Origin of the sequence: Micromonospora sp. WMMD729, from assembly GCF_049315225.1 — a bacterium.
GTDB lineage: Bacteria > Actinomycetota > Actinomycetes > Mycobacteriales > Micromonosporaceae > Micromonospora.
This window is the reverse complement of sequence record NZ_CP186059.1, coordinates 2,785,688-2,801,420: the sequence shown is the minus strand read 5'-3', so window position 1 is coordinate 2,801,420 and position 15,733 is coordinate 2,785,688. Positions and strand designations below refer to the sequence as shown.

13 protein-coding genes are annotated in these 15,733 nt (G+C 73.5%); 6 read left to right on the top strand and 7 right to left on the bottom strand.

The features are described from left to right. Positions 1 to 19: 19 nt before the first annotated feature. Together ACN263_RS12830 and ACN263_RS12825 are read right to left on the bottom strand one after the other, a co-directional pair. Positions 20 to 1,108, bottom strand: a complete 1,089-nt coding sequence (locus tag ACN263_RS12830; RefSeq protein WP_422740027.1) for a zinc-dependent alcohol dehydrogenase — start codon at positions 1,106 to 1,108, stop codon at positions 20 to 22. Beyond that, complete coding sequence (locus tag ACN263_RS12825; RefSeq protein WP_422740026.1) at positions 1,101 to 2,111, bottom strand: Gfo/Idh/MocA family protein; 1,011 nt, start codon at positions 2,109 to 2,111, stop codon at positions 1,101 to 1,103. The genes ACN263_RS12830 and ACN263_RS12825 overlap by 8 nt, the downstream gene beginning before the upstream one ends. A 220-nt stretch (positions 2,112 to 2,331) precedes the next feature. Here ACN263_RS12825 and ACN263_RS12820 point away from each other — a divergent pair, with 220 nt between their 5' ends. The 5 genes from ACN263_RS12820 (at position 2,332) to ctaD (ending at position 8,000) form a co-directional block, all read left to right on the top strand. After that, positions 2,332 to 3,315, top strand: a complete 984-nt coding sequence (locus tag ACN263_RS12820; RefSeq protein ID WP_422740697.1) for a glucosyl-3-phosphoglycerate synthase — start codon at positions 2,332 to 2,334, stop codon at positions 3,313 to 3,315. Between the two features lie 46 nt (positions 3,316 to 3,361). After that, positions 3,362 to 4,519: a glycosyltransferase gene (locus tag ACN263_RS12815; RefSeq protein WP_422740025.1), complete on the top strand. Its 1,158-nt coding sequence runs from the start codon at positions 3,362 to 3,364 to the stop codon at positions 4,517 to 4,519. An 81-nt stretch (positions 4,520 to 4,600) separates the two neighbouring features. Next, positions 4,601 to 5,062 (top strand): DUF4383 domain-containing protein, encoded by a 462-nt coding sequence (locus ACN263_RS12810; RefSeq protein ID WP_422740024.1) that lies wholly within the window; start codon positions 4,601 to 4,603, stop codon positions 5,060 to 5,062. A 93-nt stretch (positions 5,063 to 5,155) separates the two neighbouring features. Beyond that, positions 5,156 to 5,884, top strand: coding sequence for an STAS domain-containing protein (locus ACN263_RS12805; protein WP_422740023.1), 729 nt, complete (start codon positions 5,156 to 5,158; stop codon positions 5,882 to 5,884). A gap of 124 nt (positions 5,885 to 6,008) precedes the next feature. Continuing rightward, positions 6,009 to 8,000 (top strand): cytochrome c oxidase subunit I, encoded by a 1,992-nt coding sequence (gene ctaD / locus ACN263_RS12800; protein WP_422740022.1) that lies wholly within the window; start codon positions 6,009 to 6,011, stop codon positions 7,998 to 8,000. A gap of 67 nt (positions 8,001 to 8,067) precedes the next feature. Here the strand turns inward: ctaD and ACN263_RS12795 are convergent, their stop codons facing one another. Then, positions 8,068 to 9,210: a SigB/SigF/SigG family RNA polymerase sigma factor gene (locus ACN263_RS12795; protein WP_355052419.1), complete on the bottom strand. Its 1,143-nt coding sequence runs from the start codon at positions 9,208 to 9,210 to the stop codon at positions 8,068 to 8,070. Between the two features lie 222 nt (positions 9,211 to 9,432). Further along, complete coding sequence (locus ACN263_RS12790) at positions 9,433 to 10,845, bottom strand: hypothetical protein (protein WP_422740696.1); 1,413 nt, start codon at positions 10,843 to 10,845, stop codon at positions 9,433 to 9,435. Positions 10,846 to 11,029: 184 nt separating this feature from the next. On the opposite strand from ACN263_RS12790, the gene ACN263_RS12785 reads away from it, so the two are divergent. Continuing rightward, positions 11,030 to 11,260 carry a CDGSH iron-sulfur domain-containing protein gene (locus ACN263_RS12785; RefSeq protein WP_422740021.1) on the top strand — a complete coding sequence of 77 codons (231 nt, stop codon included), beginning with the start codon at positions 11,030 to 11,032 and terminating at the stop codon, positions 11,258 to 11,260. 301 nt (positions 11,261 to 11,561) lie between these two features. Here the strand turns inward: ACN263_RS12785 and ACN263_RS12780 are convergent, their stop codons facing one another. Genes ACN263_RS12780 through ACN263_RS12770 form a run of 3 tightly spaced genes read right to left on the bottom strand, consistent with a single transcriptional unit; the run spans position 11,562 to position 15,598 of the window. Further along, positions 11,562 to 12,677: an iron-containing redox enzyme family protein gene (locus tag ACN263_RS12780; RefSeq protein ID WP_422740020.1), complete on the bottom strand. Its 1,116-nt coding sequence runs from the start codon at positions 12,675 to 12,677 to the stop codon at positions 11,562 to 11,564. A 49-nt stretch (positions 12,678 to 12,726) separates the two neighbouring features. Continuing rightward, positions 12,727 to 14,481: a thiamine pyrophosphate-binding protein gene (locus ACN263_RS12775; protein ID WP_422740019.1), complete on the bottom strand. Its 1,755-nt coding sequence runs from the start codon at positions 14,479 to 14,481 to the stop codon at positions 12,727 to 12,729. Further along, entirely contained in the window at positions 14,474 to 15,598 is a 1,125-nt protein-coding gene (locus tag ACN263_RS12770; RefSeq protein WP_422740018.1) for a Vms1/Ankzf1 family peptidyl-tRNA hydrolase, read from the bottom strand. The genes ACN263_RS12775 and ACN263_RS12770 overlap by 8 nt, the downstream gene beginning before the upstream one ends. Positions 15,599 to 15,733: the final 135 nt, after the last annotated feature.

The window sequence follows — 15,733 nt, the reverse complement described above, 5'->3', positions numbered from 1 at the left end:
GTCACGCCGCGACGGCGCCTCAGACGGCCAGGACCACCTGGAGCTCCTGTCGGCGGCGCTCGGCCAGGTCGGTGAGCACGGTGGGCGCCTCGTCGAACGGCACCACCGCCGAGATCAGGTGCTTACGGATGACGTCCCCGTACGTCCGCAGCAGGTCGACGGTCTCGGCGGAGAGCCGTTCCCGGTCCCAGGTGGGCGCGAGGCCGCGGGGCACCCGCCCGATCTGGGCGCAGCGCAGCGCCAGCCCGTTGTGGTGGAACTCCTCACCGAGCCGGACCGCGTCCGCGCCGCCCTGGTAGAAGGCCAGGTCGATCACGGTGCCCTGCGGGCGCAGCAACCGCAGCGCGAGGTGCAACGCCCACGCCTGCCCCCGGCACTGGAACACCACGTCGGCGCCCCGGTCGCCGGCGACGTGCGCCCACCGGGTCTTGAGCACCACGGCCGGGTCGTCCGCCTCCGGGTCGAGCGATTCGAGGCCGAGCGCCTCGGCGACCTGCCGTCGCTGCGGGGTCGGGTCGAGCACCACCACCGACGCGGCGCCGTGCCGGCGAGCCAGCAGGGCGGTGAGCAGACCCACCACTCCGGCGCCGACCACCGCGACCCGCCGACCGCGTACCCCGTCGCCGAGCGACCGGACCTGCGCGCCGTGCAGGTCGGCGGCGGCGTGCAGCAGACCGTTGGCGCAGATCGGACCCATGTGCGCGACGTAGACGCCGAGCAACGGGTCCAGGTCGTCCGGCAACGGCACGAACCGCTCGGCGACCGGGTCGGCCAGCCAGCCGGTGCGGTGCCCGTACGTCATCGCGCCGACCGCGCCGACCGCGACCGCCGGGGTGGCGCTCTCCACCACCCGGCCCACCTGCATGTAACCCAGCCGGGTCACCGGGTACGGGGTGCTGGCCGCGCCGGGTTGGAACAGCCCGAGGTCGGCGTTCCAGGTGACGTTCAGGTAGGGGTTCGTGCCCTTGACGTAGCTCAGCTCGGTGCCGGCGGAGACGCCGCTGAACAGCGTCTCGACGCGGAACGTGCCGGGCCGCAGCGCGGCGGCCTCCTCGGCGACGAGCGCCACCCGACCGGGGGCGGTGACCGCCACGACCCGATCACGCATCGACGGTCACCCCGGTCGTCGGCACGACCGTCCCGGCGGGCGTGGTGAGCCGCACCGTCCGGCCGCTGCGGGCCGAGTCGGCCACCGCGAGGGCCAGCCGCTGGGTGTTCAGGGCCTCGGCGTACGGGACCCGCACGTCGTCGCCGACACCACGGACCGCGTCGACGAACGCGCGGTCGACCGCCACCCGGGCGGCCTCCGGGTCGGCGGGTACGTGCCGCTCGCCGTCGGCGTCCCGGATCGACAGACCGTCCTCGCTCAGCGCCAGGGCCAGCCCGTCGGCCAGGATCTCCAGGCCGGCGCGGTGCTTCCAGCCGAGCACGCAGGCGGCGCTGAGCGTACCGACCGCTCCGGTGGCGAAGCGCAGCGTGGCGGTGGTCACCGAGTCGATGTCGGCCCCCTCGACCGGCGGCGGCGTGCCGTCGCCGTACGCGGTGACCTCGGTGACCTCGCCGGCCAGCACCCGGATCAGGTCCAGGACGTGGGCGGCCTGCTCGACGACCGGGCCGCCGGAGCGGTCCCGTCGCGACCACCAGGCGACCGGCGGCACCTTGTCCAGCCAGGCGCCGCTGACCATCCGCACCGGACGGTCCGCCAACAGCTCGCGGGCCTGGTCGAGCACGCTCAGGTAACGCCAGTGGTGCCCTACGGCGGTGCGCAGCCCGCGCCGGGCGACGAGGTCGGCGATGCGCTCGGCGGTGCCCAGGTCGACGGCGACGGGCTTCTCCACGAACATCGGCACCCCGGCGTCGATCACCGCCTCCTCGGCGGGGCCGTGCGCGAAGGGCGGCACACAGACGTACACCGCGTCCGGACCGGCGGCCAGCAGTTGGGCCACGTCGGTGCAGGTCGGCGCGTCGTGCCGCGCGGCCAGCGCGGCCGCCGCGTCCGGCACCACGTCGGTGACCCCGACGATCTCGACGTCGTCGAATCCGGAGAGCACCCGCGCGTGACGCTGCGTCACCCCGCCGGCCCCGATCAGGCCCACCCGGCATCTCACCATTCGACAACCTCTTTCGAGAAGGTTTCGGCTCCGCCGGGAGCAGTCCCCTGGCGTGTGCGCAATCAAACGTTCATCCCCCGGGAACGCAGCGATGCCACGTCGTGATCAAGCTGTTGCCCTGGGAACGGTTAGCGCGTGGCGGCGAGTGGGAACTAGTGCCCTGCTTGTTCCACGCACGAACGGAGGGGTGCCCGTGCGGGATACGACCGTGTCACCGGTGGTGGAGGCTTGGGCCACATACCGGACCACGTCGGCCGCGGACTGGCCGGTACGCCGGCTGTTGCGCGCCAAGGGCGAGAGCCGGGTCAGCGTGGTGCTGCCGGCCCGAAACGAGGAGGCGACGGTCGGCGCAATCGTGTCGACCATCCGGGAACACCTGATGGACCGGGTCGCCCTCGTGGACGAGCTGATTGTGGTGGATTCACGGTCGACCGACCGCACCGCCCAGGTGGCGCGGGCTGCCGGCGCGGAGGTGGTCAGCCAGGACGCGATGACCCGGGGGCTGCCCCGGCTCACGGGCAAGGGCGACGCGCTCTGGGCGGGGCTGGCCGCCGCCGAGGGGGACGTGGTCGCGTTCATCGACGCCGACCTGCGGGAGTTCCGTCCGCACTTCGTCACCGGTCTGCTCGGGCCGCTGCTCACCGATCCGTCGGTGGATTTCGTGAAGGGTTTCTACCACCGGCCGCTCGTCGGATCCGCCACCGTGGAGCAGGACGGCGGCGGGCGGGTGACCGAGCTGATGGCCCGGCCGCTGCTCAATCTCTTCTGGCCCGAGCTGGCCGGTTTCGTGCAGCCGCTCGCCGGTGAGTACGCCGGCCGCCGCGACGTGCTGGCCCGGGTGCCGTTCGTCTCCGGGTACGGCGTGGAGACCGCCATGATGATCGACCTGCTGGACCTGGTCGGCCTGGACGCGTTGGCGCAGGTCGACCTGGGCGAGCGGAAGCACCGTCACCAGGACACGGCGGCGCTGGGCCGGATGTCCGCGCAGATCATGCTGACCGCGTGGTCGCGGTTGCAACGACGCGGGTGGGCCACCCCCGGCCTGGTGCCGGAGGCGCTGCTGACCCAGTTCCGCCGGGGCGGCTCCGACACCCTGCCGAACCTGGACCGGGAGATCGTGGTCAGCGACGTGTCCATCGAGGAGCGTCCGCCGCTGGCCGAGCTGCGCCACCGGCTCCCCCGGCGACCGGTGGCGGCCGCGTGAGCGCCCCGGCTCGGCAGATCGCCGCCGAAGGACGAAGGGACCACCGATGAGCCTCACCGTGCTGATGAACGCCGGCCCGTGGCTGTCGGTGCCGCCGCCCGGGTACGGCGGCATCGAGAACGTGATCGCCACCCTGGTGCCGGAACTGCGGCGGCTCGGCGTGCGGGTGGTGCTCGCCTCGGTCGAGTCCAGCGCCCTGCCGGTGGACGAGAAGGTGTCGGTCTTCCCCGACGGGCAGTTCGGCGCGCTGCAACGGCCGTACAACCAGGTCTGTGGCATCGCGCAGGCGCACCTGGCCGGGGTGGTCCGCGAGCTGCACTCCCGCGACGACATCGACCTGGTGCACGACCACGTGGAGGCGGTCGGGCTGGCCACGCTCACCGCGATGGGGCCGTCCGGACCGCCGGTCCTGCACACCCTGCACTGGGACCTGGCCAAGCATCCCGCGCTCTACGGCAGCCTGGACGGCGGCGACCGGGTACGGGTCAACGGCGTCTCGGCGTCGCAGCTGGCCCGGGCGCCGCTGGCGCTGCGCGAGCACTCGGTGGGTCACGTGCACCTGTCCACGCCGCTGGCCGTCGACGCCGACCGGCGGCCCGGCCCGGCCAAGGGCGAGCACCTGCTCATCCTCGGTCGGATCAACCCGGGCAAGGGGCAGGACGTGGGCGCGCGGCTCGCGCAGCGGATCGGCGTACCGCTGGTGCTGGCCGGTCCGGTGGGTCCGTACCACCGCCCGGCGGACCTGGCCGCGGCCGGCGACGAGGCCCGGCAGAACCCGGACGTCCGGTTCTTCCTCGACGAGGTGGCGCCGTACGTCGACGGTGACCTCGTCCGCTGGATCGGCACCGTGGCCGGGCAGGAGCGCGACGACCTGCTGGCCGGCGCCCGCGCGTCGCTGTTCCCGCTGCGCTGGGAGGAGCCGGGCGGCACGGCCGTGGTCGAGTCGCTGGCCCTGGGTACGCCCGTGGTGGCCACCGCCCGGGGCTGCCTGCCGGAGCTGATCGAGCACGGACGCACCGGCCTGCTCACCACCGAGGAGGACGAACTGGCCGAGCTGGTGCTGGCCGCGGACCTGCTCGACCCGCAGGAGTGCCGTCGGGTCGCGGCCCGGCGGTTCACCCCCGCCGTGATGGCCGAACGCTACGTCGAGCTGTACCAGCGGGTCCGCGAGTTGGCCGCCGCGCCCCGCCTGCAACCGGTCTGAGCCCCGTCGCCGGCACGTTTGCCCCTGGCGGTGACGGGTAGGCGCACGCCGCACGCCTGCCGCGCAGCGAGGGAGCCGGTGATGGTCGGACCGATGGCGCACTCCCGGGCCCGGGCCAACCCGGCCGACGGCAAGCCGCCGGTACGCCGCGCGGCGAGCGCCGCGTCCGTGCTGTTCCTGCTGATCGGTGTGCTCGGTTTCGTACCGGGGATCACCAGCGGTACGCCGAACCTGCGCTTCGCCGGGCACACCTCGGGCGCGTTCCTGTTCGGCGCCTTCCAGGTGTCGGTGCTGCACAACCTCGTACACCTGCTGTTCGGGGTGGTCGGTCTGGCGCTTGCGCGGACGGTCGGCGGCGCGCGGGCCTTCCTCGTCGGCGGCGGCGCGATCTACCTGGTGCTCTGGCTCTACGGGCTGGCGGTGGACCACGACACCGGCGCGAACGTCCTGCCGGTCAACTCCGCCGACGGTTGGCTGCACCTCGGCCTGGGCCTCGGCCTGATCGCGCTGGGCCTGCTGACCGCGCGGCCCCGGCGGCCGTGACCCGCGTCGCCCCGACCGATCGGTCCGGTTTGCTGACGCGGGACCCCGGGTAGTGGGCAGATCCCGACCGACCAGCGAATCGAGGGCGCCCCGATGGCCAGCCGGATCACCTGCGAGGTGCGCGACTCCGCGCCGGTGGCGGTCGTCCGGCTCACCGGTGCCCTGGACCTGGGCACCATGCGCTCGGTGCACCAGGCGCTGGACGGCGCGCTGGCCGCCCAGCCGGAGGCGTTGGTGGTCGATCTCGCCCAGGTGACCGTGCGGGACCGGCTGGCGCTGTCGGTCTTCGCGGCGACGGTCCGGCGGGCCGAGGAGTGGCCGGCCGTGCCGGTGGTGCTCTGCGCCCCGCCGCCGGCGGCGGCCCGGTGGCTGGCCGAATCGACGACGTGCAGGGTGGTCCCGGTGTCGCGGGACTGCGCCGAGGCGACCCGGATGGCCGGCGCGGAGGGCGCGCTGCGGATCCGGGCCCGGTTGGAGCCGGTGGCGGAGGCCTGCCGGCGGGCCCGGGAGCTGGTCGGCGACGCGTGTGCCCGGTGGAACCTGCCCGACGCGGCCGGCCCGGCCGCGCTCGTGCTCACCGAACTGGTCGGCAACGTGGTCCGGCACGTGGGCACGCCCATGCAGGTGACCGTGACGCTGCGACGGCCGTACCTGCACCTGGCCGTGGTGGACGGCAGCTCGGCGGCGGCCCAACCCGCCGGCCTGGACCTGCGGGCCGAGGGTGGCCGCGGACTGCTGCTGGTCCGCGAGCTGGCGCAGCGCTGGGGCAGCGTACCGGCGGGGCAGGGCAAGGCCGTCTGGGCGATGCTGCCGGCCACCTGAGGCCCTGGGGCGCTTCGACCGGTACCGGCGATCTGACCGAAATTACCGCTTAAGCCTGGTTACATGGTGCGAGGGTCGGGTAGGCACGCCCGTCCTTTCTGCCGTCACGACGGGGTGAGCAGCCATGCCCAAGCGGGTAACCACGGAACCCGTTCGCGATCGGGGCCCGGCGATCCTGGCACCGGCCCGCTTCGGGGGGTTTCCCGGGGCGTTGCGGACGCCGGTCCCCGGCAACTCCCTGATCAAGTTCCTCGCCACCACCGACCACAAGCAGATCGGTGTGCTGTACCTGCTGACCTCCTTCGGGTTCTTCCTGGTGGCCGGCCTGCAGGCGATGGTGATGCGCGCCGAACTGGCCCGGCCGGGCCTGCAGTTCCTCTCCTCCGAGCAGTACAACCAGCTCTTCACCTCGCACGGCGCGGTGATGCTGCTGCTGTTCGCCACGCCCGCCGCCTTCGGGTTCGCCAACTTCATCGTGCCGATCCAGATCGGCGCGCCGGACGTGTCGTTCCCCCGGCTCAACGCGCTGGCGTACTGGCTGTACCTGTTCGGCGGCCTCATGGTGATCGGCGGGTTCGTCACGCCGGGCGGCTCGGCGGACTTCGGCTGGACCGCGTACAGCCCGCTCAGCGACGTCGACAACAGCCCCGGCGTGGGCGCGAACATGTGGGTGCTCGGCCTCGTCGTCTCCGGCCTCGGCACCATCCTCGGCGCGGTCAACCTGATCACCACGATCCTGACCCTGCGCGCGCCCGGCATGACCATGTTCCGAATGCCGATCTTCACCTGGAACATGCTGTTCACCAGCGTGCTGGTGATCCTGGTCTTCCCGCTGCTGGCCGCCGCGTTGCTGGCGCTCTCGGCCGACCGGCTGCTCAACGCGCACGTCTACGACGCCGCGACCGGTGGGCCGATGCTCTGGCAGCACCTGTTCTGGTTCTTCGGGCATCCCGAGGTGTACATCATCGCGCTACCGTTCTTCGGCATCATCACCGAGATCATTCCGGTGTTCTCCCGCAAGCCGCTGTTCGGTTACACCGGTATCGTGCTCGCCACCGTCGCGATCACCGTGCTGTCCATGACGGTGTGGGCGCACCACATGTTCGCCACCGGGCAGGTGCTGCTGCCGTTCTTCAGCATCCTGAGCTACCTGATCGCGGTGCCCACCGGAGTGAAGTTCTTCAACTGGATCGGCACCATGTGGAAGGGGCAGCTCACCTTCGAGACGCCGATGCTGTTCGCCATCGGCTTCCTGGTGACCTTCCTGCTCGGTGGCCTCACCGGCGTGCTGCTGGCCAGCCCGCCGGTCGACTGGCACACCCACGACAGCTACTTCGTGGTGGCGCACTTCCACTACGTGGTGTTCGGCACGGTGGTCTTCGCGCTCTTCGGCGGCTACTACTTCTGGTGGCCGAAGATGACCGGGCGGCTGCTCGACGAGCGGCTCGGCAAGGCGCACTTCTGGACGATGTTCATCGGCTTCCACGGCACCTTCCTGGTGCACCACTGGCTGGGCGCCGAGGGCATGCCCCGCCGGTACGCCGACTACCTGCCCAGCGACGGCTTCACCACGCTGAACACCATCTCCAGCATCTTCGCGTTCATCCTCGGCCTGTCCACCCTCTTCTTCATCTACAACGCCTGGAAGTCCTGGCGGTACGGGGCGATGGTCACGGTCAACGACCCGTGGGGTTTCGGCAACTCCCTGGAGTGGGCGACCACCTGTCCGCCGCCGCTACGCAACTTCGACAAGATGCCCCGAATCCGCTCCGAGCGTCCGGCGTTCGACCTCAAGTACGGTCCGCTCGTCGCCGACCTGGGCCGGGACCTGCCGCAGCGCACCACGAAGCCGCCGCAGGAGTTCGGCGAGGAGTTCCACCTGGAGCACCACGCGCCGGAGTCGCCCGCCCCCGAGGGCGCGCACGGCGCGGCGGAGGCGGCCCGCTACCAGCCGGCGCCCGAGTCCGGCGCCCGCCCGGTGGACGTGCCCGAGCCCGAGGGCATCCGGCGGCCCAGCTTCGAGGGCAGCGACGCGCCGCAGGACGCGCAGGACGCGCCCAAGCCGCACGAACGCTGGCGGCACCCGCACAGCGACGGCGAGAACAAGGACCGGTGAGATTTTGCGGTACGCGCCATGGGGCCCGACACCGGACCGGTGTCGGGCCCCATGCGTATTCGGGTGGTCAGTCCCGGGCGGGCGGCAGCCCGGCGGCGGTGAGCGAGCGGCGCACCGCCGGTTGGACCCGGGTCAGCCGCAACGGCACACCGGTACGCTCCGCGGCCTCCCGACCCGCCACCAGCGCGGCGATCCCGCCGGCGTCGAACCCGCCCGCGCCAACCAGGTCGACGACCACCTCGCTCGGCTGACCGGTGACCGCCTCCAGCATCGCCCGGCGCAACTGGTCCGCGCCGTCCCGGTCGACCTCGCCGCCCACCTCGACGACCACCCGGTCGCCGTTCTGTCGTACCGAGATGCGGGTCTTGCCCGGGTCCGGCTCGGCGGCGCCGTTCTGCCAGGGCGGCGGCGCGTCGGCGAGCATGGCCTGCCGTAGCCAGGTCAGTGCCCGCGACAGCAGTCGGGACACGTGCATCTGCGAGATGCCGAACCGGGCGGCGATCTCCGCCTGCGTCTGGTTGCCGTAGAAGCGCATGGCGAGGATGCGGCGCTCGCGCCAGGGCAGCCGGTGCAGCAGTCCGCTCACCGTCACCCGGTCGTCGACCGATTCGAGGGCGTTGTCCGACTCGCCGACCAGGTCACCGAACTCCGCCGAGCTCTCCCCGCCGACCGGCGCGTTCAGCGACGCCGGGCTGTAACCGGCCGCCGACTCCAACGCGGCGAGGATCTCCTCCTCCGGCGTCTCCAGCCGGGCCGACAGCTCGGCCACCGACGGCGCGCGGGACAACTCGCTGGTCAGCGCGGCGGTGGCCTGTCCCACCTCGAGGATCAGGTCGCGCAGCCGCCGGGGTACGTGCACGCCCCAGGTGCGGTCCCGGAAGTGGCGCTTGATCTCACCGACGATGGTGATCGCCGCGTACGCGGTGAACGAACCCCGTTCCGGGTCGTACCGGTCGACGGCGTTGACCAGCCCCAGACGGGCCACCTGCTCCAGGTCCTCCAGCGGTTCGCCCCTGCCCCGGTACCGGCGGGCCAGTCGGCCGGCGAACGGCAGCGCGAAGCGGACCAGATCGTCCCGCGCCTCCTGTCGCCGCTCCGGGGGTAGCCCTTCGATCCGGGCGGCGTACGCCAGCGCCGCCGCGTCGAGGTCCTCCAGACCGCGCTCGGTGGGTGGTGGTGTGGTCGTGGTCGTGCTCGTCTGTCCGAACATCCGCGCCTCCCTCAGGAAGGTCCCCCGCCCGGATCGGGAAACCGGTCGTGCGCGTGGTCGGGCCACGCACCGGGCCGGAAAGTGGGTCTGTGACTGGGATGCCAGCGGGCGACAACATCTCTACGCAGCGCGATCAGAGCGTCGCAGCGAGCGATGTTCCCGCTCCTCAGGTACTCAATCACGGGACCCCGGGTTCGCGAGGAAGTTTCGGCGTCCTCCCCTTCAGGAGACGAGCAATCCCTGGTGGCCGCCGGTGTCCCGGAGCACCGCCAGGGCCTCGGCGGCCCCCAGCGGGGGCGGGACGGGCAGGTCGTACGGCTGGGCGCGGATGACCTCGGTGGCCCGGCGGGTCGGTACGGACGTCACCGGGTAGCCCCGCGCCGAGGTCCGGTCCAGCGCCCGGCGACGCCGACCGAAGCCGGCGACCGCCAACCACTGCGGCAGGCCGGCCAGGGCGGGCGAGCGCATCCCGGGCGGCTCGGGCAGCACGTCCACCGAACTGAACGTCTCGCTGCCGGCCAGCCACCATTCGGCCTCGTCCACGGTGCGACGGGTGGCGTTCTCGCACCAGTAGGGCACCAGCCCCGCCCGCACCACCTGCCACGGATCGAGCAGCCGACCGCATTCCACCACCAACCGGTCACCGGTCTTACCGGCGGCCCGCAGCCACCGCCGGTAGAGGTCGGCCACCGCGGCGCTCAACGCCGCCGGCCGGGGCACCAGCAGCCGGTGCAGCGGGTGGCCGTGCCGGGTCGCGAAGTCCCGGGCGGCCCGCTCGAACCCCGGGTCCATGCCGTGCTCGGCGTCGCCCGACGGCACCGACACCTCCGGCGGCGCCCACCGGGTCGCGTCCCCGCCCACCGCCCGCAGGACCTGCCGCAGGGCGTGGCTGTCCGGGTGGAAGTCCACCGGGTCCAGCCCGCTGGCCGGAGAGCCGACCTGGAAGCTGTGCCCGGGACCGCGTTCCAGCACGGGCCAGGTGCGCGCGTCGCGCACCAGCAGCACCGGCGCTCCGGCGCTCAGCCGGTCGGTCAGAAACCGCGCGTACGCGACCGGCAGCGACCGCCAGCGGGCGGCCAGCGAGACGGTGACGCCGGTCAGGCTTCCCCGGCTGGCCGGGCAGTGCACCTGCCGCAGGTGCAGGTCGGGGTTTCCGCCGAGCAGCCGTTGGGCGAGCGCGCCCCCGTGCTCCAGCGCCTCCCGGGGACGGTCCACCGCCCCGTCGGTCCAGTGCGCGGTCATCTCGAAGCCGGCGGGCAGCCACGGCACGCCGAGGGCCACCGCGAGATGGGCGGCCGCGCCGTGCGGCGAGCCGATGAGCACCCCGGGGTAGCTGCGGCGCGGGTACTGGTCGACGAACCAGCGCGCCACCCGGGCCGCGTCCACCTCCCCGACCTGCTCGACGGTGAGGGCGACCCGGCCGGCCGCCCGGGTCACGGCGGCCCGGCGTACCGGCTCGGGCGCCGTCGGGAACCGCGAGACGGGCCCGGTGTGCCCGAGGTCGGCGCAGTCCTCGCCACGCAGCGCGCGGGCGGTGGCGGCGACCAGCACCCGGGCGGCGCTGCCCTGGGTCACGACCCGGTCGCCGGCCAGGCCGGCGCCATCGGCCGTGAGCCCCTTGTGCACCTTGTGCACCTTGTGCACCGGCCCCACCTTGCCTCGTTCGCTCACCACGCGGCCCGGCTTCCCGTCCCGATGGGGTTCAAACGGGGCATCACCCACCCGGCGGCACAATCCGCTGGTCAGCGGGGTGCGGCGGTCATCACCGGCGATCGGCCGCGCAGGTTTCACCCGGGCTGGGGCGGGCACATCGGGGCCCATGCGCACCGACGACACCAGCTCGCCCGCCGCCGCCACGATCACCCCGTACGAGGACGGTCCGCTGCTCGTACGCGGGGACTTCGCGCTGGTGACCCCGGACGGCGAGCGGATCGACGCCCGCCGGGGCACGGTGGCGTTGTGCCGCTGCGGCAAGTCGGCGCTCAAGCCGTTCTGCGACGGCACGCACAAGGTGGTCAACTTCCGGGCGGGCGTCACCCGCGAGGGGTGACCCCCGCCCCCGTCGGTCGTTCGAGCCCGCGTTGCTCGGCTCCCTTGATCGAGCCCGCGTCGCCCGGCCCCGTCGCTCGACTCTGTCGCCCGGCCCCGTCGCTCGACTCTGTCGCTCGGCCCCTTTGCTCTGCTTACACGGACGCAACACAAACGCCCCGCAACCGTTGCCTCGGGTGAAGCAGAGCAAAGGGAGAACATGGACCAGGCGGACCCCTGGCCACGCCGCCAACCAGGAGACGGCCACCAGGGAAGCCACGCCGCCACCCGGAAAGCCACGCCGCCAGCGGGTCCGGGTGGGGTCAGACGAACGCGGTCGGCGCCAGCGGGGCGACCGGCACCGCGGTGGTCACCGGTGTCGACCCGACGAGCGGGACGGTCGGCGGCGGGGACGGCAACGCGGGTGAGCGCAGGGAGCTGCGGCCGGCCGCCCAACTGTCCAGCAGGTGCGCCGCGAAGAGCCGGTCCACCGCGAGCGCCGCCGCCGCGCCGAAGAGCACGTCCTCCGCGAGCGCCGGCTCGGTCCGGACCAGACCGCCGCACAGGTCGTGCGCGGCGATCTGCTCGTGCACCGCGTCCGCCTCCACGTGCTCGTCGTAGAAGCGGGTGGCCACCTCGTCCAGACCGAGGCGGCGCAGCCCGTTGCCGTAGCGGCGGTTCGGCAGGGACGAGGTCATCTCGAAGGCCGCCAGGTGCCCGAGCAGCGCCCCGCGCAGCCGTCGGTGCAGCCCGAACAGGGACATCAGGTTGTTGGTCGCCAGGGTCACGGCGGGCACCACGTCCAGGTGGGCGCCGTAGCCGGTGTCCATTCCCAACCGGTCGAGGGTGCGCCGGAACAGCTCGGCGTGCATCCGGTCCAGCCGACCGTTGCCGTACTCGTCGGTCTGGATCTCCACCAGGGCTGCCTTGGCGGGGCCGCCGAGGCGCGGCAACGCCCAGCTGTGCGGGTCCGCCTCGCGCAGGTGGTAGATCGAGCGGTGGGCGACGAACTCGCGGAACTGGGTGAGGTCGGCCCGCCTCTGCAGCGCGGCGGCCAGCGACGGCCCGTCGTCGGCCGCCACCAGCTCGGCCAGCCCGGCGGCGACTCCCTCGGCGGGCACCGCCGGTACGCCGGCCAGTCGGCGCAGCGCCGCCTCGAAGGGTCGCTCGGCGCGGGCCCGCAGGGCGAGCAGGGTGGGCTGCCACTCCCAGCCCTCGTCGACGCCCTGCCATCCCCGGTAGTGCAGCTCGTAGCAGAGGAACAGGGTCAGTTGCAGGTCCTCGTCGGTCAGCGGGTCCGCCGGGTCGAGATCGACGCCGAGGTCCGCGGGCAGGTCGTCCGGCGCGCGGCGCAGCGCAGCGGTCACCGCCGCCGACAGCGGGCCGCGCGGCAGCGGTAGGGGCGCGGGACCGTAGCGGCGGTCGGCGGGTTCCGGCATGGGACCTCCAGCATCGTCGGGCCGCTACTGATGCCCTGGCGGGATGGGCCTAAACGAGATCCTCGACGGCCACGGCCTGCTCCACCTGCTCGCGGACGCGCCGGGCCGGCTCCCCCTCGGCGTACAGGCCCCGCAGGTCGGCGAAGGCCGGCTCCGGGGGCGCCAACGAGACCGCCGGGTCGACCACGGCCTCCAGGACGCAGGGTCGGTCCGCGGCGAGCGCCTCGTCCCAGGCCGCGCCGACCAGCTCCGGCCGGTCCACGCGGACACCGTGCAGCCCGAGCAGCCGGGCCCAGCCGGCGTACGGGACATCGGGGCGGCGGCGCATCAGGTCCGCCGACGGCTCCCGCCCACCGCCCATCCCGTTGTGGTCGCGGTTGTTGAGCACGAGCACCACCAACCGTGGGTCGGCCCACCCCTGCCAGTGGTGCGACACCGTGATCATCTCGGCGAGGCCGTTGAGTTGCATGGCCCCGTCGCCGAGCAGCGCGATCACCGGCGCGTCGGGCGCGGCGAGCTTGGCGGCCACCGCGTACGGCAGGGCGCAGCCCATCGAGCCGAGCGTGCCGCACAGTTGCGCGTTCACCCCGGGCGGCAGGACGAGGTGCCGGGCGTACCAGTAGAGGACCGAGCCGACGTCGACCGCGACCGACCCGGCGGGCGGCACCCGGGTGGAGAGCTCCTGGAGCACGAGCTGCGGGTTGATCGGTTCGGCCGGCGCGGCGGCCCGGTCGGCGGCGGTGGCGCGCCAGCGGTCGACGGTGCTCTCCACCGTCGCGCGCCACTGTTGGTGGGGCCGGGCGGGCACCCGTTCCAGCAGTGCCCGCAGCGTCTCGGTGGCGTCCCCGACGAGCGGCACGTCGGCCGGGTAGCGGCTGCCGATGCGGGTGCCGTCGATGTCGATCTGCACCGTGCGGGCCTGGTCGGGCATCGGGAAGTAGTCGGTCCACGGGTCGTTCGTGCCGACCAGCAGCAGGGTGTCACAGCCGCCCATCAGCTCGGCCGCGGCCGGGGTGCCGACCTCGCCGAGCACCCCGGCGTGAAAGGGCAGGCGTTCGTCCAGGATCGGCTTGCCCAGCAGCGACGTCGCCACCCCGGCGCCGAGCCGGTCGGCCAGCTCGACGATCTCGGCGGCGGCGCCCCGGCCGCCCTGGCCCACCAGGATCGCGGTGCGCCGGCCGTTGCCGAGCACCTGGGCGGCGGCGTCGAGGTCCACCTCGTGCGGCAACACCCGGGCCAGCGGCTCACCGGGGGTCGCCGTGATCACGCCCGCCGCGTGTGTCCCCAGGTCGGGCACCAGGGACTCCTGCAGATTGCGCGGCAGCACCACGCAGGTCGGGCTGCGCGTCGCCGCCGCGGTGCGGAACGCCTGGTCCAACAGCGCGGGTACGGAGGCGGGGCTGCGGCCGTACTGGACGAACTGGTTGCACACGTCGCCGAACAGCCGGCTCAGCCCGATCTGCTGGTGCGCGCCGCCCAACGGCCCGGTGACGTCCTCACCGACGATCGCCACGACCGGCTTGCTGTCGAGCTTGGCGTCGTAGAGGCCGTTGAGCAGTTGCACCGCGCTCGGTCCCTGGGTGGCCAGGCAGACCCCGATGCCGCCGGTGAACTTGGCGTGCCCGGTGGCCATGAACGAGGCGGTCTCCTCGTGCCGGGCCGGGATGAACGCCGGGTCGCCCCCGGCGTTCTCCAGCGCCTCGATCAGCGGGGTGATCGCCGCGCCGGGGTAGCCGAAGACGCGCGGGACCCGCCAGGCCCGCAGACGCTCGACCACCAGGTCCGCGACCCGGCGCTCAGCCATTGCCGCGCCCCGGGGTGCCGGCGTCGACGTACCGCAGCACCGCTCCGACGCCGTCGGTGAGCTGTGGCGCCTCGTCCGCGCCGAGCACCGTCAACGCCGCGTCGGTGCCGACCAGCGCCCGGACCAGCGCCGCGTCGGCGCGTACCCGCTGCGGGTCGTCGACCGACATCGCGCTCAACTGGGCCGGGTCGACGGCGATCTCGGTCGGCTCGGGGCCGATCCACAGCTCGCCGTTGGCCGACGGGTCGTCGACGATGATCATCGTGTCGACCTGGTTGCGTTGCAGCGCCGAGACGACCGCGTCGAGTCCGGCGCCCACGTCCTCCTGCACGCCGAACTTGTCCAGCGCGGCGGTGATCCGCTGGTCGGCGACCTCCGCGATGGTCTGCACCGTGAGGTCGTCCAGCAGGCTCTGGTCGGCGCCGCCGGCCCGGGAGCCCGCGTCCGTACGGACGACCAGGTCCTGCCAGCGCGGCGGCATCTGCGCGGCGATCATCCCGGTGGCCCGGACGTCACCGGCCACCACCACGACGTCCGCACCGACCCGGTCGGCCAGCTCCACGGTCGCGGCGGTGACGTCGCCGGCGTTCTGGTGCCACGCCTCCATGGCGGCCCGCTGGTAGCGCGACTGCGACCAACCGCCGGGCTGGACCCGCCGCAGCGGGAAGCTCTCCCGGCCGGCGACGTGCGCCCGGCGGGGCACCCCGCCCGCGCTGACCGCGACGGCGTCGGCGCCGGTGCGGTCGGCCAGCACCCGGACCCAGGCCACCTGTTCGCCGCGCTGGGCGAGCAGCGGCATGACGTGCGGCAACGGCCCGAAACTGGCCAGGTCGCGCAGCGGCGGCGCGGACAGGTACTCGGAGAGCGCCACCCGACCGTGGCTGGCGAAGACCGCCAGGCCGTAGTCCCCGGCCATCGGGTCGTGACCCCGGATCACCCGGTCCAGCGCGGCGACGCTCGCCTCGTCCGCCCCCTGTTCGGTCAGGCGGCGTTCCAGGGCGCGCCAGCGCAGGTCCAGCGCCGGGTGGGCGTCCTCGGTGTCCGCCGAGGCGTCCAGGTACACCGAGCACCACGGCCCGGGTCGGTCGTAGAGCGGGCGCAGGAAGGACAGCTGCATGCTCGACCCCTTTCCAGCTCGACCCCCCGCTTACCCGGGTCGTCCGGGATGTCACCTGGCGGGCGTGAGCCCGTGACCAGGTTTCATTCACGTCGTTCAACCGAGGACATCGATACGATCAGTGAACACAAGCGG

What these genes read in the sequence shown, in the direction of transcription:
- ctaD (WP_422740022.1), top strand. Translation starts at nt 6,009, where the DNA reads ATGCCCAAGCGGGTAACCACGGAACCCGTTCGCGATCGGGGCCCGGCG.
- ACN263_RS12795 (WP_355052419.1), bottom strand. Translation starts at nt 9,210, where the DNA reads ATGTTCGGACAGACGAGCACGACCACGACCACACCACCACCCACCGAG.
- ACN263_RS12785 (WP_422740021.1), top strand. Translation starts at nt 11,030, where the DNA reads ATGCGCACCGACGACACCAGCTCGCCCGCCGCCGCCACGATCACCCCG.
- ACN263_RS12830 (WP_422740027.1), bottom strand. Translation starts at nt 1,108, where the DNA reads ATGCGTGATCGGGTCGTGGCGGTCACCGCCCCCGGTCGGGTGGCGCTC.
- ACN263_RS12770 (WP_422740018.1), bottom strand. Translation starts at nt 15,598, where the DNA reads ATGCAGCTGTCCTTCCTGCGCCCGCTCTACGACCGACCCGGGCCGTGG.
- ACN263_RS12815 (WP_422740025.1), top strand. Translation starts at nt 3,362, where the DNA reads ATGAGCCTCACCGTGCTGATGAACGCCGGCCCGTGGCTGTCGGTGCCG.
- ACN263_RS12810 (WP_422740024.1), top strand. Translation starts at nt 4,601, where the DNA reads ATGGTCGGACCGATGGCGCACTCCCGGGCCCGGGCCAACCCGGCCGAC.
- ACN263_RS12805 (WP_422740023.1), top strand. Translation starts at nt 5,156, where the DNA reads ATGGCCAGCCGGATCACCTGCGAGGTGCGCGACTCCGCGCCGGTGGCG.
- ACN263_RS12775 (WP_422740019.1), bottom strand. Translation starts at nt 14,481, where the DNA reads ATGGCTGAGCGCCGGGTCGCGGACCTGGTGGTCGAGCGTCTGCGGGCC.
- ACN263_RS12825 (WP_422740026.1), bottom strand. Translation starts at nt 2,111, where the DNA reads ATGGTGAGATGCCGGGTGGGCCTGATCGGGGCCGGCGGGGTGACGCAG.
- ACN263_RS12780 (WP_422740020.1), bottom strand. Translation starts at nt 12,677, where the DNA reads ATGCCGGAACCCGCCGACCGCCGCTACGGTCCCGCGCCCCTACCGCTG.